The following is an 18100-nucleotide window of genomic DNA, read 5'->3' as shown; positions in this document are numbered from 1 at the left end:
CGTCTAGCGCGTCATGAAGCTAAGTTGAATCGGTTTGGCCACGGATGCGGTTCACCTCTCCCCGTTGGGGAGAGGTCGGATTGCGCTTGGCGATGCGAAGCATCGTCCAGAGCAATCCGGGTGAGGGCTCTTGCTCCCTCGATAGACCGTAACCCCTCACCCGATTTGCTGCGCAAATCGACCTCTCCCAAGGGAGAGGTGAAGTATCGGCGCCGCTCCACACCAACCCAATCTCATCGCGCTTTAGTACACGCCCTTGTTCATGGTTCTGAGCCGCTGGGCCAGCGTCCTCATCACCTTCAGGGCAAAATGCGGCGTCTGGCTGACGAGGAAGAGAAACTGCTTTTCCGAGACCGGGACGAGTTCGACATCGGTGAGCGCTGTGGCAGTCGCACTCCTCGGCTCGTTGTCGATCAACGCCATTTCGCCGAAGATCGTGTCAGGCGCCAGGTCCGCCATGGTCTTGTTGCCGACCTGAATGCGCACATAGCCGCTCTTGATCACAAACAGCTCATTGGCTTGCTCGCCCTCGCGAAAAATGACGCCACCGGCTCGCACCAGGCGCGTTTCGATATCGTTGCCCGTCAGAAGGCTGAAGCTTGCATCTGCCACTATGAATTCCTTTCCCCGAATCCGGACGCAGACGTCCCGGCTGTCTGTGCGCCGGCTAGAATAAATGCGCGAAAACAAAGTAGAGCGTACCCGAGATCAGCATCGCCACCGGCAAGGTCAGGACCCATGCCATCGCGATGTTACGGATGGTCGACCATTGCAGGCCGGACCCGTTCGCGGTCATGGTGCCTGCGATACCGGACGACAACACATGCGTCGTCGAGACCGGCAAGCCGTACCCGTCGGCCGCGGCGATGGTCGCAGCCGCCGTGATCTCGGCGCAGGCACCCTGCGCATAGGTCAGATGGGTCTTGCCGATCTTCTCACCCACCGTCACGACGATCCGCTTCCAGCCGACCATGGTGCCGAGGCCGAGCGCGATGGCGACCGCAATCTTCACCCATGACGGAATGAATTTGGTGGCGGCATCCAGCGAGCTCTTGTAGCGATTGAGTGTCGCAACATCGATATCGTTCAGCCCGCTGTCGCTACTCTTCATCAGCAGACGCAACGCCTCCGACACCAGATACATGTCGTTACGCGTGTTGCCGACGGTCTCGGCCGGGAATTTTGCCAGCGAACCGTACTGGGTGACCTGGTCGCTGATCTCGCGGACGAGAACGGCGAGTGAGGGATAGGTATCGTCGGTGAGTTGCCGAAGCGCGATGTAGTTGGTCACCGCCGGACGTGGATTTCCCGTGATCTTGCGATCGGCGCCCTTGTCCTCGACAACCTTGCTCGCCGCAATCGAATTCGCGGTGAACGCCTCGATCTGGCTCGCAGGCATCGCGCGGTTGAGTGCGTAGGCGGTCGGGACCACGCCGATCAGGATGAGCATGATGAGACCCATGCCTTTTTGACCGTCGTTCGATCCGTGAAAGAAGCTGACCAGGGTACAAGTCAGGATCAGGATGCCGCGGATCCACCACGGCGGTGGCTGATCGCCCTTCGGCTCGCCGAACAGCGCCGGCGTTGCGCGCAACAATGCGCTCTTCAGGCCGTAGAGCAGGATGGCAGCAAGCATGAATCCGAACAGCGGTGACAGCAGCAGCGCCTTGCCGGTGTTGGCGGCCTGCGACCAATCCACGCCGGAGGTCCCTTCCCTTCCATGCATCAAGGCGTTCGCGATGCCGACGCCCATGATCGATCCGATCAGGGTGTGCGAGCTCGAGGCAGGCAGTCCAAAATACCAGGTCCCCACGTTCCAGATAATCGCGGCGATCAGCAACGCAAACACCATTGCGAAACCGGCGCTGCTGCCGACCTGAAGAATCAATTCGACCGGCAGCAGCGAGACGATGCCGAACGCAACGGCGCCGCTGGAGAGAAGGACGCCGATCAGATTGAACAGGCCTGACCACACCACAGCAATGTGGGCCGGCATCGAACGCGTGTAGATCACGGTTGCGACGGCGTTCGCCGTGTCGTGAAAGCCGTTGACGAATTCGAAACCGAGCGAGATCAGCAGCGCAACGAACAGCAGCAGGAACGCGAGATAAGAGGTCTTGCCGGCCCCCGTCGCACCGACGTCCGCATAAATGCTGTAGGCCACGAACAGCAACGCGGCGCCGATGATGCCCAGATAGATGATACCGGTGAGAGGATGAAAGCCCTTCTCGAGATCGGGCCCGCCACGCCGCGCAGGCTCGATCGAACCAGGTAACGCCACATCGCTCATATGATCGCCCTCATGGCCGCGGGAGGACAAAAGCGGCCATGTGACATTGGGACTACGTTTGCATGACGTCTGTATGACGGTTGTATGAAGGATAGCGCGCCGGCTTGCGGCCAGCGTCTAATGCATTGATAAAGTTAGCGTAACGCCTCTAATGCTGGGATGCCGGCTCTGCCGGCGCATGCAGCTCTTCGGCATATTTGTGGGCGAGCCAGGACGTGATCACGCCCGGGATGAAGCCGACCAGCCCGTACAGGATGAACTGCACCGCGCCGCTTTCGGAGCCGTGCGAAGCGTAGGTCAGCGCCGCGCCGACGAACGCCACCGCGCCGACCAGCAGCATCCGCACCGTTGGCGAGATCCGCCGCACATGCATCAGGATGTCGTCGATCGCGCCGAACATCAGCGACGGCACGATGCCGAACAGATAATTGTATTGCAGCGACTTGGCGAACACGACGAACAGCTTCGTCACCTCGCCGCCATTGGACTCGGTCCAGTAGCCGGACTGATAGGTGGTCATCAGCAGCAGCAGGAAGCCGCCGATGAACGGCCCGATGGCTGCGAAGATCAGATAGCGTTTCATGGCGTGCCCTAGCCCGACGTTGGCCAAGTGTAACGCAGTCACGCAACGGTTCTAGGGAAAATCGACAGCGCCCGGCAATGTTCCGGGGCTCTGCGTCGAATGCGCTGCAACAACCTGATGCCGCTGACGTCGCTGCGATACGGAATCGCCCGGACGGAGCCGGGCGACGACATCGTGCAGGAGATGAGAGCGAGCCTTGCTACTCGCCCCACGCCGCGAACGCGTCATTAAACGCCCGCTCGCCGGGGGCGCCCTTTTCGATCGCGATGATGGCGCGGCGCTGGTTGGTGTAGACCAACGGCACGTCGAACCAAGAACGCTCCTTGAGGAGTTGCAGATTGCGCGAGCGGTCGGCGTCGACGTTGGAGAGGCCGACCAGGAAGAAGCCGTCGGTGACCTTGACCGCGAGCCCGGCCAGCGGGGTGCCGCGCGCCTGCTCGTTGGATTTCATCAGGATGCCCGGCACGTTGCCGACGCCGCCATTGGCGAAGTCCTGCGGCAGGATGAAGGTCAATTCCGCGGTATGGCTCGCCGGCAGCGACGTGTCGGTGTTGCGGCGGAACGACATCGTCATCTTGAACTTGCGATCGGGGATGTCGATGTCGGCGCGCACGGCGATGTCGGGCTTCTGGTTGCCTGAGCCCTTGACCTGCTCGGTACGCCAGACCACAGAACCGACATACTGCTTGCCCTTCGGATCCGACGGGTCCTCGTCATAGAGCACCACGCGCTGCGCCACCGGAGCGACCGGCTCGCCCGACGACGAGGGCTGGCCGACGCGGTCGGTGATCTTCTTGCTCGAAGGCGTCGCCGCGGCATCCTTCGGCGCCTCGACGGGGGCGGAGGATTTGAACAGGCTGCTGACAAGGGTCATGGCCTGCTGCCGAAACAGGATTCCAGTGCCGACCAGGATCAGCAGGATGCCGATCACGATCGCCGTCTTGAACGGGAACATCGACCCGACGCGCGGCTGCTTCGGCGCGCGCTCGGCATTGCCGACCCGCGACCGTTGCGGCGGCGGAGCCTGGGGCGGCTGCGGCGTGTAGCGCTCCGCCTCCTCGATCGACTCATCGTAGGAGTAGGAAGCCTCGGGATCGCCGCCGCGGTTCTCAAGGCTCGGCTCGAGCCGGTCGAATTCCGGCGAGGGCGACGGCACGTTGGCGTAGGTCTTGCGCGCGTTGCGGCTGGCTTGCGCCGCGGCACGTCCGAGATCGTCGGCGTCGGCGGGGATGTCGCGGAAGCCACGCACGCCCGGCGCTGCCGGCGGCACCGGCGGCGGTGCGCCTTCCGGACCGCGGCGCGGCGGACCCGGCGGCCGGGTTTGCGGCGCCTGGTTATCGGGACCCGGCGAGACCTGCGGCCGCGGCGGGACCGGCGGCGCGTCGGGGCGCAGATTGCGCGGCGGACGCGGCTCGGCCGGAGGCCGCGGACGGGCGGCATTGTCGACGGAACCGGCCTCGGGCGGCCTTATATTTGCCTCCGGCGGTCTTGGGCTTGCCTCCGGCGGTCTTGCATTGGCACGGCGCAGCGCATCGTTGCTGCGCGCGGCGCCGCCGGGGCGCGAGGCCTCGCGGGCGCGCTGCGCGGCCTCGGACTCGACCTTGCGAACCGCCTCTTCCAGCGACAGGCGTTCGCGGGTGATCTCGGACTCGGAGAGCGGAGGCTGTACGCCGCGGAGCTGTTGGATCAGCGCCGTGCGCGCCCGCGCGTACAGCGCGCGGCGAGCTTCGCCGGGGGCGGTTGGGTCCAATCCGGCGATGGCACGGGCGATCAGCGGGTAGTAGTCAGCCATTTCCACACAATTGGAGGATATAGGTAATATCCCGTTAAGCCTCGAACGGATTCTGTACCAGAATAGTATCTTCACGTTCCGGGCTGGTGGATAGCAGGGTGACCGGACACCCCACCAGTTCCTCGACCCGGCGGACATACTTGATGGCCTGGGCCGGCAGGTCCGCCCAGGACCGCGCATTGGCGGTCGGCTGCTTCCAGCCCTCGATGATCTCGTAGATCGGCTCGATGCGGGCCTGTGCACCCTCGCCCGCCGGCAGATGGTCGATTTCCTTGCCGTCCAGCTTGTAACCGATGCAGACCTTGATGCTGTCGAACCCGTCGAGAATATCGAGCTTGGTCAGCGCCAGCCCGGCAATTCCGCAGGTCCGGACGGTCTGCCGCACCAGCATGGCATCGAACCAGCCGACCCGGCGCTTGCGCCCGGTGTTGACGCCGAATTCCTTGCCGCGGCGGCCGATTTCTTCGCCGATCTCGTCGTTCAGCTCGGTCGGGAACGGGCCCTGGCCAACGCGGGTGGTGTAGGCCTTGCAGATGCCGAGCACATAGCCGACCGCGCCCGGGCCAAGGCCGGTGCCGGTCGCGGCCTGCGCCGCCACCGTGTTGGACGACGTCACATAGGGATAGGTGCCGTGGTCGACGTCGAGCAGCGCGCCCTGCGCACCCTCGAACAGGATGCGCTTGCCCTCGCGGCGCTTGAGGTCCAGCAGCCGCCATACCGTCTCGGCATAGGGCAGGAGCTTCGGCGCCAGCGCCGACAGCTCGGCCAGGATGCTGTTGCCGTCGATCTCCTCCAGATTGTTACCGCGGCGCAGCGCATTGTGGTGCGCCAGCAGGCGGTCGATCTTGTGCGGCAGGGTATCGAGATCGGCGAGATCCATCAGGCGGATGGCTCTACGGCCGACCTTGTCCTCATAGGCCGGACCGATGCCGCGGCGGGTGGTGCCGATCGAGGTGATGGCGTTGGAGGATTCGCGCAAGGAATCGAGCTCGCGATGCAGCGGCAGGATCAGCGTGACGTTCTCGGCGATCCTGAGATTATCGGGACCGACCGCAACCCCCTGCCCCTTCAGCTTGGCGACCTCGTCGAGGAAAGCCTGCGGATCGAACACCACGCCATTGCCGATCACCGCCAGCTTGTTCGGGCGCAGCACGCCGGACGGCAGCAGCGCCAGCTTGTAGGTCTGGCCATTGATCACGAGCGTATGGCCGGCATTGTGGCCGCCCTGGAAGCGCACGACGATGTCGGCCTGTTCCGACAGCCAGTCGACGATCTTGCCCTTCCCTTCGTCGCCCCACTGGGCGCCGACGACGACAACATTGGCCATTGCGAAGATGTTCCCTTCAGGTGTTTCAGAGACCATGATCGCGGCGAAAACGCGTCCGCCCACAGCGATCATGCATTGATATGCCCAGCCCAAATCACGGCGCCCGGCCGCGCACGCAAGGCGCCTACCGGATAACGGAAGCGGGTCGGCTGCGCAAGCAAGAACGGGGTCGTTTACGCCTTTTAGACGAGCTACAACCCTTTGATATCCCCTGAAAATTCCATGCCGCGCCGGGTTATGCCGCCCTCGCGGGAATTTAATGTTGGCGCGGCCTGAGGCCGACCATACGGCCGATTGATCGCCGGGCCCATTGCGGCGATCATTCGGCCGTATCAACCGGCGGGGTCCATGCCCAATTCGACACAAGCGACGATAGCGCTGCGGAAGCTGGGCATTGCCTTCAGGCTCCACACCTATGTCTACGATTCCAATGCCGAGAGCATCGGGTTGCAGGCGGCGGAGGCACTCGGCGTCGACCCGAACCGGATGCTCAAGACGCTGATGGCGGAAGTCGACGGCAAGCCGGTCTGCGCGGTGGTGCCGTCCGATTGCGAGGTCAGCATGAAGAAGCTTGCCGCAGCCTTCGGCGGCAAGTCGGCCAGGATGATGCGCCCGGCCGATGCCGAGCGGCTGACCGGCTACCATGTCGGCGGCATCAGCCCGTTCGGCCAGAAGAAGAAGGTGCCGACCGCGATCGACGAGACCGCGCTCACCCATGTCACCGTGTTCGTCAACGGCGGCCAGCGCGGCCTTCAGATCGAGATCGATCCGAACGACGCCGCGCTCGCCGCCGGCGCCACGATGAAGGCGCTGGTGGCGACGCAGGACTAGATGCAACCCGTGCCTCAACGTCACGGCCGCACACTACCTACGCCGGTTTGGCGGCGTTCTCCCGGATGATGTCAGCGAGGCGCCGTGCGCTTGGGCCCGCCCCATCCGGGTCTGAATAGACGAGATACAAGGCGCCACGCCGCTCTGCTCCTTCTGTCAAGCGGAGTTGCGCGAGCTGTCCGGTTCGGAGTTTGTCCTGGATCCAGTCCTCCGCATACCACGCGAATCCGATCCCCATACATGCCGCGCGGATCGACGTCGTCCGGTGACTGACGGTCCAGCGTTGCTCGGCCACATCCCACGCACCTTCGCGTGTGCGTCGCGTGCCGCTGTCGCGGATGATCAGATGAGTATGCCCGCGCAGATCGTCCAGCACCGGATTGCGTTTCAGATGGTGCAGTGGATGCGACGGCGCCGCCACTGCGACTGCGCGATAGGGCATGAGGAAATCGCCCGCGAAACCGGCTGGGATCGTATCTGCGCAGATCGCGAGGTCGACTTGTCGTTCCGACAGCAACTCGTCGGTCCCGCCCATCACCGATTCATACAATTCGATCCGGGTGTCGGGGACCTCCTGCGAAAATCGCTCCATGGAGTCCAGCAACAGTCCGATCGGAAACAGGCTTTCGACGGCCAGAGATACCAGCGGCTCCCTGCCCTGGGCGAGCTTGCCTGCGGTCCGCTCGATGCGCTCGGCCTCTTCGCCGAGGGCCTTTGCACGGCGATAGAGCACGCGCCCCGTCTCCGTGAGTTCGGCCTTGCGGCCCTCGATCTGGAAAATCACGACGCTGAGCCGATCCTCGATCTGCTGAATCGCGTAGCTGATCGACGACTGGGTCTTGTGAAGCCGAGCCGCGGCCTGGGCGTAGCCGCCGGCATCAACGACGGCAACCAGCGTGCGCCACTGCTCCAAGGAGACATGCAACGACATATCGTATCCTTCGATCAATTATGTCGAAACATTGCACTATATATCGACCAATTGAATAGCTAAACGCTCCGCATCGTCTCAAGAACGAAGAGGAGTGACGCCATGTGGGGAGTCAGGGCCGCTGCGGTATTTGCAACTGTCTGCGCATTCGCTGCTTCAACCGGTCAGGCCGCATCTGACAAACGAGTGCAGAAACGAGACCTGGGCTGCGCGGTGCTGGACGAGCAGGCGCAAATCAAGCAGCTCAATCTGTCGGCTGAACAGTCTCGGTCCATCAGCGACAAGCATTTCGTGATCGAGGAGCATCAAGGCGCGCTGCGCGAACGCGCGCTGGCGGAAATTGTGCTCGAACGTGTCAGCGACCCGGATATCGAGGAACTCGGAAAAGTGGTCCGGGACGGTCACCAGCTGGGCATCGATAGACTTCGTTCAATCGCCGCCGGCTTGAACATAACACTGCCCTGCAACCTTTCGCCAGTCGAGCAAGCCAGCTCGATCTGATCCAGGCGTTGCCGACCGATCAGCTGGTCCGTTACTTCCTCATTCGTCAGCGCGTCATGCACGCATGGGACATTACGATCTTCACCGACTACGCGAGCGTCGCGGCCGACGATCAGCTCAGACAGTATGTTCGCGACACATTGGCTCCGCTGCGGCGCCATGCGGAGTTGGTCGTTCGGCTGTCCAACGCGCGCGGCATCCGCGGTGGTCTCGCTACCATCGGTGACTAGAGGGAGGAGGCGATCCCGGCATTCGCCGCCGGCGCCACGATGAAGGCGCTGGGGGCGACGCAGGACTAGGGCTTCGGTTTCGATTGAATCGAAACCGAAGCTCCGACTTCTTGTTTTGACGCGATCAATGCGAGGACTTGTCCCTGGAAAACTCCGCGCCGACGTAGTCGGACAGGCCGGTCAATTCCTCCGCCGTGATATCGTTGACGTTGAGCCTGAGCTGCATGATCGCGAGATCGAGCAGATGTGCGGCGAAGCTCGCACCGGAAGCCGTCACGATGCTGCGCTGCTCGATCAGCACCGCGATGACGTCGCGCAAACTGCGCACTTGCACTTGATCCATGGCCCTCTGCCCGATGCCGGCCGTCGTGATGTGTGTTGTCATTGGGATACCGATTGTAGTGTGCTGATGGACGCCGCGCTGGCGGATGGAATGTATGGCAGCCGCTCGGCATCCTCGCCGAGATGCAGGATGCGCGATGGCATCTCGCGGACTTCGATATCGATCGTCATGGGGGGCGGCACGAGCGTCACCGAGGCTTTCGGCCACGGCGCCGGATTCGGGCTGACACCCGTGAAGCGATAGGCGGCTGCGATCTCGAGCGCGAGCAATTGCAGCTCGAGCATCGCAACTCCCATCCCGGCGCAGGCGCGCGGGCCGGCGCCGAACGGGATGTAGGCATCGGTGTTGTAGCGCCGCGTCATCAGGAAGCGGTCCGGATCCGGGAAATGCCTGGGATCGCGCTGCAACTGCCAGGGACAGATCAGCAGCGAGGTGCCGACCTTGAGCTCGCGGCCGCCGATCGTCACCGGCTGCATCACCTCGCGCGAGAACCACCAGGCGCTGGGATAGAGCCGGCAGACCTCCTTGACCAGCGTCGCGCTCAGATTGGCGTGCTTCACCGCGTCAAGCCGCAGCTCGCCGTCATCGCCGAGGCACTCCGCCGCCTCGTCGGCGATGTCGTCCATCAAAGCGGGATTGGCGGCCATCTGGTAGAACATCCATGCCGCGGTCGAACCCGCGGTGTGATGGCCGGCCAGCAGCAAGGTCAGGATCTCGTCCTCGAGATCGCGATCGGTCAGGCCGAGCGCCTCGAGATCCCGCAGCGCGCTGCTCGAGCCCGCCTTGCTGCGCAGACGTTGCACCACCGTCGACATCGCAAGCTTGGCGCAGACCCGGTTCTGCCGGCGCCGGTACCAGGCCACGGGACCGAACGGCAACGCGCGGAACATCTCTTCCGCCAGATCGTCCTCGATCACGCCGACGGCCTGAACCAGGGCCTCCTCGTCGCCTGACGACATCACCTGGGAGCCGAAGATCGCGACGCAGATAGTGCGCAGCGCCAGCATCGCGGTGACATGGTGCGGATCGAACGACCCGAGCCGCGCCAGCCTTGCGCCGACCGCGCGGATCTCGGCGCACATGTGCGGCAGGAATTTCTCGACGCTGCCCTTGGCCATGTGCTTCTGCAGCACGGCCCGCCGCCGCTTGTGCTCCTCGCCGCTCAGCATTAGCGAGCTGCGGCCCAGCACCGGCGAAAGCTTCTTGATCAGCTTGCCTTTGCCGATGTCGGTCTCCGGCGCCTTGAGGATCGGGCGGATCAGATCCGGATCATTCACCAGCAGGACCGGCGCGGGACCGAGCCGCAATGGCACGAGCCCAAGCTCGGCCTCGTTGCCGCGCGTCAGCAACAGACGCAGCGGATCACGCTGGAATGCTCGAACGTCCGAGAACATGTGTGGCATCGTGGATCTCCAATTGCCGTCCAAGGTCGAGGAATTTGGTCAGGCCGGGATTGCCGGCGATATCGAGCGGGATCTCGCCGGCGAGCGCCGTCAGCGGGCGGCCGAAACGGTCGTTGCCGATCAGCTGCGGCGGACCGTAGCGATGGGTGTGGATGTCCATCCGCGCGAGGAAGCGCTCATAGGTGAGGTCGGCCATCGCCACCAGCGCCGCTGCGCCGCGCAGCTCGGCAAAGCGGAACATCAGCGCGTAGTTGACGCGCGCGGCGGATGCTTTTGCGGCCCCCGGCAGCACGCCGAAGCGGCTGATTTCCCAGGCGTCACGCCGGCTGGGAAAGCGGCGCTGCGCCAGCTGCGGGAAGATCGACTTGGAGAGATAGGGGTAATCGGTGCGGATGGCCCGGAATCCGCCGACGAGTTCGACGCCGGAAAACAACAGGCAGTGTTCGGTATACCAACAGTCGAACTGATCGCGTTCGACGTCCCCGACCGTGGTCAGAAGCCAGCCGCAATGGTCGACGAACAGCCGCTTGCGCAACCGCAACATCGCCTCGACATGTGCCGGATCAAGCTCTTCCCTGGTGATGAGTGCATGATAGCCGTCCAATGAATAAAGCATTTGCCCCTTCCTCCAAATGCGGCAACATCTGGGACAAAAGGGGCCAACTGTGGTACCCCCGAAAACCGGGGGTTTTCCAATGGGCCTGGTAGACGCAATTTCGACCATCGAAGCGTCAGACAGCATCGACGAGCTCAGCTCGTCACTGCACCGTATTGTCCAGGACTACGGCTTCTCGGGCTTTGCCTTTGTCGATGCCGGCCGCCCCGACCTCGATCTGCCCTACCATATCGGCACATTTCCCGATGCCTGGAAGCGGGCGTATGTGCAGAACGAATTCGTGCACGCCGATCCGGCGCTGGCGCGGTCGCGCCGCACCAACACGCCGTTCAGCTGGAGCAGCCTGAAGCTGCCGGAGCGCAGCGGACACAAGCGAGCGCCCGAGGCCAAGACGATGGACGCGGCCCGGGAGTTTGGCTTCAAGGACGGCTTCGTCGTGCCCTTCCACTATCGCGACCGGCTCGGCGCCGTGCATTCGAGCTCGACGGTGTTCTTCTGGGAAGACCAACCGCGCGAATTCGACAAGCTGTTCATCTGCCATCGGCATGAACTGCATCTGTTGATGATCTACTGGGTGCAGCGGGCGATGGACATCGTCAACCGCGACCAGCGCAACGCACCGACCATCCTGAAGCCCGCCGACGCCGCCGAAATCATCAAGCTCACCGGACGCGAAAAGGAAGTGATGGCCTGGGCGGCGCGCGGCAAGACCGTGGTCGACACCGCGCAGATCCTCGGTATTTCGCCGGAGACGGTGGAAGGCTTCATCAAGCAGGCGCTGCGCAAGCTCGAGGCATCCAACAAGACCCACGGCGTGGCAAAAAGCATCGCACTCGGGATCATCGACTTGTGAGCGGCACCGTCGCGGCGCTCGCAAGGCAGCTTCCGCGCCCCCGGCATCGTTTCGCGAGGAAGCGCCGGATTGTGTGGCGAGGTCACACATCCCGGTTGGATTCATCTCATTCATCGCCCCCTGATTGCATTCGCGCACGGTCTTGCTAATAAGGCCAAGCCCGGATGACGCGAATGCGACCATCCCAGAATCATGGCGTGCGCGCCCCGCGCGACTGACCGGCCGGAGTACAGGTGCGGATCTTCCGGCACGTCGCCCGATTCGGCGAGACCAGTTGTCGATCCGAATAATCCGTAGAAGTCCCGTCGCGACGACCCCCTGCTCGATTTGCTACCAACATTCGTCGCGGGAATGCTGTCCACGGACCGACGTAGCTGGAGATCGCCTAGGCGCACCATGAGCACATCGCAGGACGATCAGATCGATCAACTGGTGCAGGCGCGCTGGCGCGCCATCGGGCTGTCGCAGGCAGATCTCGCCGAGATCCTGTGCGGCGGGGCCTTCCTGCAAAAAAACAGGGTGGACGGCACGGTGAAGGTCGATACCGGTCGCCTGGCGACCGTTGCCGAGATGCTCGGGATTGCCGCCGACATGCTCAATCGTCGACCCGCCGCGACAGCACCGACACAGGGCGGCCAGGCGGCGGAGTCGCTGCAATCCCTGCTCGAACTGCGCATGCTGCGGGTGTTCCGCGACGTACAGGACCCCGACACCAGGCGGATCCTGATCGAGCTCGCCGAGCAGATCGTCAAGCGCCAGACCACGCCGCCTGGCGCCGGCTAGCGGCGCGCGCCGGATCAGGTTGCCTCTTGCGGACCGCCCGGGCAGAACTCGCTGGCCCCTCTCCGTAAGGGGACTTCGCGCATGGTCGCGATGCGTCTATCCCCATTGATGCAATGGCGGAATCCGTGTCTGTGACAGGGGCCGGGGAGATCCATTCCGGCCCGGCACAGCCAGCCGGGCGGTCCGCGGCGTCGTGAACCCGGGCCTCATCGAATGTCTGCCTCCGATTCCACCACCGCGCCCGCGTCCGGCTCCTGGATCGCCAACCAGCCGTATCTCCTGCTCTGCATCACCGCGATGTGCTGGGCCGGCAACGCGATCGTCGGCCGGCTCGCCGCAGGCCACATTCCGCCGGTGACGCTGTCGTTCCTGCGCTGGTCGGCGGCATTCCTGATCATCCTGCCGTTTGCCTGGAAGCACCTCGCTCGCGACTGGCCCGTGATCCGCAGGAATCTCGGCATCATGATGCTGCTGTCGATCACCGGCATCAGCGCCTTCAACACGCTGCAATACTGGGCGCTCGAGCACACCCAGGCGCTCAACACGCTGCTGTTGCAATCGGCGGTGCCGCTCGTGGTGGCGCTGTGGTCGCTGATCCTGCTCGGCACCCGGCTGACGCTGGCGCAGCTCTGCGGCGTCTTGCTGTCGCTCGCCGGCGTGCTGGTGATCCTGCTGCACGGCGACCTCACGACGCTGTCGAAGATCGAGTTCAACAAGGGCGACCTGATCTTCATCGTCGCGTTGGTGATCTTCGCGCTGTATTCGGTACTGACCTTGAAGCGGCCCGAGATCCACGGCCTGTCGGTCGCGGCCTTCACCTTCGGCTGCGGCGCGCTGGTGCTGATCCCGTTGCTCATCTGGGAACTTGGCGCACGTCCGGTGATGCAGCTCACGACGAACAATCTGCTGTCGCTGTTCTATGTCGCGGTGTTCCCCTCGACGCTGGCCTATCTGTGCTTCAACCGCGGCGTGCAGCTGATCGGCGCCAACCGCGCGGCGCCGTTCTTCCACATGGTTCCGGTGTTCGGCACCGTCATGTCGATCGTGTTCATCGGCGAGCATCCGCAGGCCTTCCATTTCATCGGCTTCGCGCTGGTGCTGGCCGGCGTCTTTGCGGCGTCGCGGAAGCAGAGCGCGTAATTCTCCTCTCCCTCTCCCCGTTCTTACGGGGAGAGGGTTGGGGTGAGGGGCTAGCTCCGCAAAGGCGTTGATAGAGAACTTGCGGAGGGACGCGGTGACTGGCGGCGGCAAATCCGCTATCTCTTGAGCTCTGCTTCGCGGACAGGTCCCAAACGCATGGCGCGCGCCAGCAATCTCGTGATCGGCACCCTGACGCTGGCCCTGATCGCCGGCTCGCTCGGCGGCTGGCTGGGCTATCAGCGCTATGCCGGCATCAAGCGGATGGTGCCGTTCCGCGTCGTGTTCGAGGGCTCGGCGTCAGGCCTGCGCCGCGGCGCCAGCGTCAACTTCGCCGGCGTGCGGATCGGCGAGGTGGTCTCGATCCGGCTCGACCGTCACCGCGTGGTGGCGATGACCCGGATCGAGGGCAACGCCCCGATCAGGAAGGACACCCAGGCCGGCCTCGAATTCCAGGGCCTCACCGGGATCGCCTCGATCTCCTTCACCGGCGGCACCGACGAAGCCCCGCCGCCGCCGCTCGGCCCCGACGGCATTCCCGAGCTGACCGCCGATGCCGAAGGCACGATGGGCATCCAGGAGAAGCTGCGCGTCGCGCTGCGCAATGTCGATCGCGTCATCACCGAGAACGAGGCCGACATCAAGGACTCGCTGCTCGGGCTCGAGAACTTCACCAACTCGCTGTCCGGCAATGGCGAGCTGATCGCCGGCTTCATCGACGCCGCCGACGACGGCATCAGCACTGTCGACGCCAAGCTGACCTCCGCCGACAAGTTCCTGAAGAGCTTCGGCAGCGACAAATATGGCGGCGAGCTGCTGCCGACCGTGATCTCGCTGCGCGAGCTGATCCAGAGTTTCGACAAGAAATCCGGCGTCATGATCGCCGAGCCGCGCAAGACGCTCAGCGACGTCAGCCAGTCCGTCAACGCGTTCAACGCGAAAATTGCCGGGCCCGCCGCCAGGCGCTAAGGCATATCAGCGCGCTTCAGCCCCGTGTTGAACCATGATCTCCGCGCAACGCGTTCCGCGTTTGCCGCGAGGCAAAACCGCTTCGCACTTGTCCGGTTCGTGCTTTAGACTGCCCGTGTCAAGAACCAAGAACAACGGAAGCGCCAGACGTGCACGACCGGACCGCAGCCCCCTCTCCGCCTCCCGCAACCGTCAACCGCGAAGCCCCCGCGGTGCCCCGGCATTTGCGGCGCTATCTCACGCTCGACGATTTCGAGCCGCAGGCGCGGCGGCTGTTGCCGAAATTCCTCTACGGCTACATCTCCGGCGGCGCCGAGACCGACACGGCGCGGTCGGACAATCGCCGGGCGTTCGACGAATACGGCTTCGTGCCGCGGGTGCTGAACGACGTCTCCGGCCGCGATCAGACCACGACGCTGTTCGGCAAGAGGTACGCCTCGCCGTTCGGGATTCCGCCGATGGGCTCGTCGGCGCTGTGCGCCTATCGCGGCGACATCGTGCTGGCACGCGCCGCTGCTAGCGCCAACGTCCCGATGATCCTTTCGGCCTCCTCGCTGATCCGGCTTGAGGACGTCCGCGCCGCCAATCAGCAGGCCTGGTACCAGGCCTATCTCGCGGGCCTGCCCGAACGCATCGAGCCGCTGGTCGATCGCGTCGCGGCGGCCGGCTACGACACCTTCGTCGTCACCGCCGACGTGCCGGTGCCGCCCAACCGCGAGAACAACATCCGCAACGGCTTCCAGGTGCCGCTTGCGATCACGCCGCGGGTGTTCTGGGACACCATCACCCATCCGGACTGGCTGCTGAACACCTGGGCCCGCACCGTGTTCAACCACGGCATGCCGCATTTCGAGAACATGGACGCCAAGCAGGGCCCGCCGGTGCTGTCGAAGAATTTGATGCGCAACATCGGCAGCCGCGATCAGCTGGCCTGGAAGCATGTCGAGCTGATTCGCAAGCGCTGGCGCGGCAAGCTCGTGGTCAAGGGACTGATCTCGCCGGAAGACGCGCGGCTGGCGCGCGAGCACGGCTGCGACGGCGTGATGGTCTCCAACCATGGCGGCCGCCAGCTCGACTACACTGTCTCCGGCCTGCGCACGCTGCCGGAGATCGCGGCGCAGAAGGGCAACATGACCGTGATGGTCGACGGCGGCATCCGCCGCGGCACCGACGTCATCAAGGCGCTGGCGCTCGGTGCAGATTTCGTCTGGATCGGCCGCCCGTTCCTCTATGCCGCCGTGACCGCGGGCGAGGCCGGCGTGTCGCGCGCGATCTCGCTGCTGCATGCCGAGATCGACCGCGACCTCGCGCTGCTCGGCATCCGCAGCCTGAAAGAGATCACCCCGGACCTGGTGCGGAAGTTTTGAAGAATATCCGCAGCGGATCTGTGCCCCCTCTCCCGCTTGCGGGGGAGGGTTGGGGTGGGGGTGTCTCCACTTGCGAGACGGTCATCGCGTGGAGAGAGCCCCCTAAGAGCGAGCTTTGCTCGTCTCGATCCCGCAAGCGGGAGAGGTAAGAGTTTTCAGGCGTAGCGCGCGGCGCCCATGCAGAGCGCCGTCACCGCGAGCAGCCCGGCCGCGACACGCTGCGCAATGGCCAGCCGCGAACGTGCGGCTGAGGTATCACCCGCATCGCTGCGCAACTGCCGGATCGCGCCGCCGCCGACGATGATCTGCACGGCAATCGCGGCCAGTGCGGCGATCGCGCCGCCAGCCAGAATCTTTTCCGACAGCGCAAACGAACCTTCATGGACCAGGCGCCACAGCGTGGCGCCGGTCACGATCGCAACCGTCGCAGCGCCGATCTGCGGAAACAGCAACTTTTCGCCGCCGAGCCCGCCGGTGCGCGCCAAAGTGAAGCTCGAGCCGGCCCAAAACACCGATGACAGGACGTGAAGGGACAGGGCTATGATGAGGACGGCCTGCATGAAGTTGCTCCAAAGGGTATTGGAAATTAGATATACATAATGTATAGTCAATCTGACGAAAGCACAAGCCGATGCCGCCGCGCAGCTATGTGAGCCCGGCCCGCAGCGCCGCTGCCGCCGAGACCCGCGAGCGCGTGATCGAGGCCGCGTCGCGCACGCTGCGCGAAGGCGAGAGCATCGCGCGGTTCTCGCTGGATACGGTGGCGAAGGCGGCAGGCGTGACGCGGCTGACCGTCTACAATCAGTTCGGGTCGCGGCGCGGGCTGCTCGAGGCCGTGTTCGACGAGATCGCGCGCCATGGCGGGCTGCATCAGCTCGCCGACGCCATGACGATGGCCGATCCGCGCGCCGCGCTCGACCGCATGGTCGAGATCTTCTGCAGATTCTGGAGCCGCGATTCCGCCGTTGGACGCCTGCACGACGCGATGGCGACCGATCCCGAATTCGCCGAGGCGATCCGCGAGCGCAACGAACGCCGCCGCCGCGGCGTCACCGCATTGATCGAGCGGATCGCGGGCAAGCATACCTCGCCGCAGGCCCGCAAGGACGCCGTCGACCTGATCTTCGCACTGACGAGCTACCCGACCTTCGCCTCGCTGAGCGCGGGGCGGTCGAAGGATGAGGTCTGCCGTGTGGTGCAGACGGCGTGCCATGCAGCGCTTGCTAATCTGTCAAACCCGTCATCCTGAGGTGCGAGCGCTTGCGAGCCTCGAAGGATGAATCGGCCACGGTGGGGCCGTCGACCCTTCGAGGGCCGCTGAAGAAGCAGCCACCTCAGGGTGACGGTGATACAGCTGAATATGCGGTCACGTAGAGTGCGTTCTAACACCCCTCACCCGACCTTGAACTTGCTGTAGGACTCGCGCGTGGCGATGATGACGTGCTCCTCGCAGCCATTGCGGCGATGCGGGTCGCAGCGGTCTTCGTAGTCGGCCGAGGTCATCATGTCGATGAAGGCGGCGACGCTCGGGTAATAGACCAGCGCGAGATAGTCCCAGTGCTGGCCGGCCGGCTCACCCAGCGCGACCGTCTCGGCATTGCCGGTCCACAGCAACGTGCCGCCGCGCGCCTTGATCATGGGGACGGTGAGCGCGCTGTAGCGCAGATAGGCATCCCAGCCCAAGCCGTCGCCGTCGAGCGATCGCGCACGAAACCGCATCGGATTGACCATCACGACCGGAGTCTCTTGATCCAGCTCGTTCAGGCCTTTGACGTTCAAGAGATCGACACCCATCACCCGCTCCCCAAGGCCGCATCGGTCCAGCCGGGTCGGTCCGGCCGCAAACATTATGTCACATCGCGGGACTACCCTGAAATGCTGCCAGGCCGTAAGCTCACCACCCGATCTCGGAGGTCAATGCCGTGATGACCCTTCCCGAACTTGCGGCCGACGCGCTCAGCAAATTCCTCGGCGAATATATGCAGCGCCGGTTCGGCTCTTCGCAGACCCAGTTGGTCGAGATGGTGCCCTCGATCGCGCGGATCGCGCTCGAATGCATCGGCAACAGCGACGCGCTCTATCACAATGTCGAGCATACCATGCTGGTAACCTTGGCCGGCCACGCCATCCTGCGCGGCCGCGCG

Annotated in this window: 20 protein-coding genes and 1 pseudogene; 10 read left to right on the top strand and 11 right to left on the bottom strand. The window is 64.3% G+C overall.

Features of this window, described 5'->3' with window-relative positions; all coding sequences use genetic code 11:
• Positions 1 to 243 precede the first annotated feature (243 nt).
• The 5 genes from FNJ47_RS13105 to FNJ47_RS13085 form a co-directional block, all read right to left on the bottom strand.
• Positions 244 to 612 (bottom strand): cyclic nucleotide-binding domain-containing protein, encoded by a 369-nt coding sequence (locus FNJ47_RS13105; RefSeq protein WP_163153613.1) that lies wholly within the window; start codon positions 610 to 612, stop codon positions 244 to 246.
• A 55-nt stretch (positions 613 to 667) separates the two neighbouring features.
• Positions 668 to 2290: an inorganic phosphate transporter gene (locus FNJ47_RS13100; RefSeq protein ID WP_163153611.1), complete on the bottom strand. Its 1623-nt coding sequence runs from the start codon at positions 2288 to 2290 to the stop codon at positions 668 to 670.
• A gap of 148 nt (positions 2291 to 2438) precedes the next feature.
• Positions 2439 to 2873: a DUF5413 family protein gene (locus FNJ47_RS13095; RefSeq protein ID WP_163153609.1), complete on the bottom strand. Its 435-nt coding sequence runs from the start codon at positions 2871 to 2873 to the stop codon at positions 2439 to 2441.
• 199 nt (positions 2874 to 3072) lie between these two features.
• Positions 3073 to 4665 (bottom strand): hypothetical protein, encoded by a 1593-nt coding sequence (locus FNJ47_RS13090; protein WP_163153607.1) that lies wholly within the window; start codon positions 4663 to 4665, stop codon positions 3073 to 3075.
• 34 nt (positions 4666 to 4699) lie between these two features.
• Positions 4700 to 5992, bottom strand: a complete 1293-nt coding sequence (locus FNJ47_RS13085) for an adenylosuccinate synthase (RefSeq protein WP_163153605.1) — start codon at positions 5990 to 5992, stop codon at positions 4700 to 4702.
• A gap of 348 nt (positions 5993 to 6340) precedes the next feature.
• Here FNJ47_RS13085 and ybaK point away from each other — a divergent pair, with 348 nt between their 5' ends.
• Positions 6341 to 6823 (top strand): Cys-tRNA(Pro) deacylase, encoded by a 483-nt coding sequence (gene ybaK / locus FNJ47_RS13080; protein ID WP_163153603.1) that lies wholly within the window; start codon positions 6341 to 6343, stop codon positions 6821 to 6823.
• A gap of 37 nt (positions 6824 to 6860) precedes the next feature.
• Here ybaK and FNJ47_RS13075 read toward each other — a convergent pair whose 3' ends face one another.
• A complete protein-coding gene (locus FNJ47_RS13075; protein ID WP_163153601.1) occupies positions 6861 to 7754 on the bottom strand; it encodes a LysR family transcriptional regulator in 894 nt (297 codons plus the stop codon).
• Positions 7755 to 7856: 102 nt separating this feature from the next.
• Here FNJ47_RS13075 and FNJ47_RS13070 point away from each other — a divergent pair, with 102 nt between their 5' ends.
• Positions 7857 to 8255, top strand: a complete 399-nt coding sequence (locus tag FNJ47_RS13070) for a hypothetical protein (protein WP_163153599.1) — start codon at positions 7857 to 7859, stop codon at positions 8253 to 8255.
• A gap of 8 nt (positions 8256 to 8263) precedes the next feature.
• On the top strand, positions 8264 to 8485 hold the full coding sequence (locus FNJ47_RS13065; RefSeq protein ID WP_163153597.1) for a hypothetical protein: 222 nt from the start codon (positions 8264 to 8266) through the stop codon (positions 8483 to 8485).
• A 124-nt stretch (positions 8486 to 8609) separates the two neighbouring features.
• Here FNJ47_RS13065 and FNJ47_RS13060 read toward each other — a convergent pair whose 3' ends face one another.
• From FNJ47_RS13060 to FNJ47_RS13050, 3 genes are read right to left on the bottom strand one after another with little or no spacing between them, the layout of a single operon-like run.
• On the bottom strand, positions 8610 to 8828 hold the full coding sequence (locus FNJ47_RS13060; RefSeq protein WP_163153595.1) for a hypothetical protein: 219 nt from the start codon (positions 8826 to 8828) through the stop codon (positions 8610 to 8612).
• A gap of 38 nt (positions 8829 to 8866) precedes the next feature.
• A complete protein-coding gene (locus FNJ47_RS13055; protein ID WP_235999855.1) occupies positions 8867 to 10231 on the bottom strand; it encodes a cytochrome P450 in 1365 nt (454 codons plus the stop codon).
• On the bottom strand, positions 10191 to 10847 hold the full coding sequence (locus FNJ47_RS13050; protein ID WP_163153593.1) for an acyl-homoserine-lactone synthase: 657 nt from the start codon (positions 10845 to 10847) through the stop codon (positions 10191 to 10193). Before FNJ47_RS13050 ends, FNJ47_RS13055 begins: the two co-directional genes overlap by 41 nt.
• Before the next feature lie 79 nt (positions 10848 to 10926).
• On the opposite strand from FNJ47_RS13050, the gene FNJ47_RS13045 reads away from it, so the two are divergent.
• The 5 genes from FNJ47_RS13045 (at position 10927) to FNJ47_RS13025 (ending at position 15956) form a co-directional block, all read left to right on the top strand.
• Positions 10927 to 11700 (top strand): LuxR family transcriptional regulator, encoded by a 774-nt coding sequence (locus FNJ47_RS13045; protein ID WP_163153591.1) that lies wholly within the window; start codon positions 10927 to 10929, stop codon positions 11698 to 11700.
• A 396-nt stretch (positions 11701 to 12096) separates the two neighbouring features.
• Positions 12097 to 12483, top strand: coding sequence for a hypothetical protein (locus tag FNJ47_RS13040; protein WP_163153589.1), 387 nt, complete (start codon positions 12097 to 12099; stop codon positions 12481 to 12483).
• Between the two features lie 213 nt (positions 12484 to 12696).
• Positions 12697 to 13623 (top strand): DMT family transporter, encoded by a 927-nt coding sequence (locus FNJ47_RS13035; protein WP_163153587.1) that lies wholly within the window; start codon positions 12697 to 12699, stop codon positions 13621 to 13623.
• Between the two features lie 156 nt (positions 13624 to 13779).
• A complete protein-coding gene (locus FNJ47_RS13030) occupies positions 13780 to 14589 on the top strand; it encodes an MlaD family protein (RefSeq protein ID WP_163153585.1) in 810 nt (269 codons plus the stop codon).
• Positions 14590 to 14801: 212 nt separating this feature from the next.
• Positions 14802 to 15956 carry an alpha-hydroxy acid oxidase gene (locus tag FNJ47_RS13025; RefSeq protein WP_163153660.1) on the top strand — a complete coding sequence of 385 codons (1155 nt, stop codon included), beginning with the start codon at positions 14802 to 14804 and terminating at the stop codon, positions 15954 to 15956.
• A 155-nt stretch (positions 15957 to 16111) separates the two neighbouring features.
• Here FNJ47_RS13025 and FNJ47_RS13020 read toward each other — a convergent pair whose 3' ends face one another.
• The gene (locus FNJ47_RS13020) at positions 16112 to 16516 is read right to left on the bottom strand and encodes a hypothetical protein (protein ID WP_163153583.1); all 405 of its coding nucleotides are present in this window, start codon (positions 16514 to 16516) and stop codon (positions 16112 to 16114) included.
• Between the two features lie 71 nt (positions 16517 to 16587).
• Here FNJ47_RS13020 and FNJ47_RS13015 point away from each other — a divergent pair, with 71 nt between their 5' ends.
• Positions 16588 to 17205 (top strand): TetR/AcrR family transcriptional regulator, encoded by a 618-nt coding sequence (locus tag FNJ47_RS13015; RefSeq protein WP_163153582.1) that lies wholly within the window; start codon positions 16588 to 16590, stop codon positions 17203 to 17205.
• 143 nt (positions 17206 to 17348) lie between these two features.
• Here FNJ47_RS13015 and FNJ47_RS13010 read toward each other — a convergent pair whose 3' ends face one another.
• Positions 17349 to 17750: a DUF1330 domain-containing protein gene (locus FNJ47_RS13010; RefSeq protein WP_163153580.1), complete on the bottom strand. Its 402-nt coding sequence runs from the start codon at positions 17748 to 17750 to the stop codon at positions 17349 to 17351.
• Positions 17751 to 17878: 128 nt separating this feature from the next.
• Between FNJ47_RS13010 and FNJ47_RS13005 the strand changes: the two are divergent.
• Positions 17879 to 18100, top strand: a pseudogene (locus FNJ47_RS13005) (metal-dependent phosphohydrolase); the annotation flags it as partial.

The organism is Bradyrhizobium uaiense, assembly GCF_010811875.1.
GTDB classification, from domain to species: Bacteria; Pseudomonadota; Alphaproteobacteria; order Rhizobiales; family Xanthobacteraceae; genus Bradyrhizobium; species Bradyrhizobium uaiense.
The sequence above is the reverse complement of the archived record's forward strand: the minus strand, read 5'-3'. Positions and strand labels throughout refer to the sequence as shown.

Bases quoted from the DNA above. Each gene is read 5' to 3' on its own strand.
- FNJ47_RS13100 (WP_163153611.1), bottom strand. From the start codon at position 2,290: ATGAGCGATGTGGCGTTACCTGGTTCGATCGAGCCTGCGCGGCGTGGC.
- FNJ47_RS13095 (WP_163153609.1), bottom strand. From the start codon at position 2,873: ATGAAACGCTATCTGATCTTCGCAGCCATCGGGCCGTTCATCGGCGGC.
- FNJ47_RS13090 (WP_163153607.1), bottom strand. From the start codon at position 4,665: ATGGCTGACTACTACCCGCTGATCGCCCGTGCCATCGCCGGATTGGAC.
- FNJ47_RS13085 (WP_163153605.1), bottom strand. From the start codon at position 5,992: ATGGCCAATGTTGTCGTCGTCGGCGCCCAGTGGGGCGACGAAGGGAAG.
- ybaK (WP_163153603.1), top strand. From the start codon at position 6,341: ATGCCCAATTCGACACAAGCGACGATAGCGCTGCGGAAGCTGGGCATT.
- FNJ47_RS13075 (WP_163153601.1), bottom strand. From the start codon at position 7,754: ATGTCGTTGCATGTCTCCTTGGAGCAGTGGCGCACGCTGGTTGCCGTC.
- FNJ47_RS13070 (WP_163153599.1), top strand. From the start codon at position 7,857: ATGTGGGGAGTCAGGGCCGCTGCGGTATTTGCAACTGTCTGCGCATTC.
- FNJ47_RS13060 (WP_163153595.1), bottom strand. From the start codon at position 8,828: ATGGATCAAGTGCAAGTGCGCAGTTTGCGCGACGTCATCGCGGTGCTG.
- FNJ47_RS13055 (WP_235999855.1), bottom strand. From the start codon at position 10,231: ATGCCACACATGTTCTCGGACGTTCGAGCATTCCAGCGTGATCCGCTG.
- FNJ47_RS13050 (WP_163153593.1), bottom strand. From the start codon at position 10,847: ATGCTTTATTCATTGGACGGCTATCATGCACTCATCACCAGGGAAGAG.
- FNJ47_RS13045 (WP_163153591.1), top strand. From the start codon at position 10,927: ATGGGCCTGGTAGACGCAATTTCGACCATCGAAGCGTCAGACAGCATC.
- FNJ47_RS13040 (WP_163153589.1), top strand. From the start codon at position 12,097: ATGAGCACATCGCAGGACGATCAGATCGATCAACTGGTGCAGGCGCGC.
- FNJ47_RS13035 (WP_163153587.1), top strand. From the start codon at position 12,697: ATGTCTGCCTCCGATTCCACCACCGCGCCCGCGTCCGGCTCCTGGATC.
- FNJ47_RS13030 (WP_163153585.1), top strand. From the start codon at position 13,780: ATGGCGCGCGCCAGCAATCTCGTGATCGGCACCCTGACGCTGGCCCTG.
- FNJ47_RS13020 (WP_163153583.1), bottom strand. From the start codon at position 16,516: ATGCAGGCCGTCCTCATCATAGCCCTGTCCCTTCACGTCCTGTCATCG.
- FNJ47_RS13015 (WP_163153582.1), top strand. From the start codon at position 16,588: ATGCCGCCGCGCAGCTATGTGAGCCCGGCCCGCAGCGCCGCTGCCGCC.
- FNJ47_RS13010 (WP_163153580.1), bottom strand. From the start codon at position 17,750: ATGGGTGTCGATCTCTTGAACGTCAAAGGCCTGAACGAGCTGGATCAA.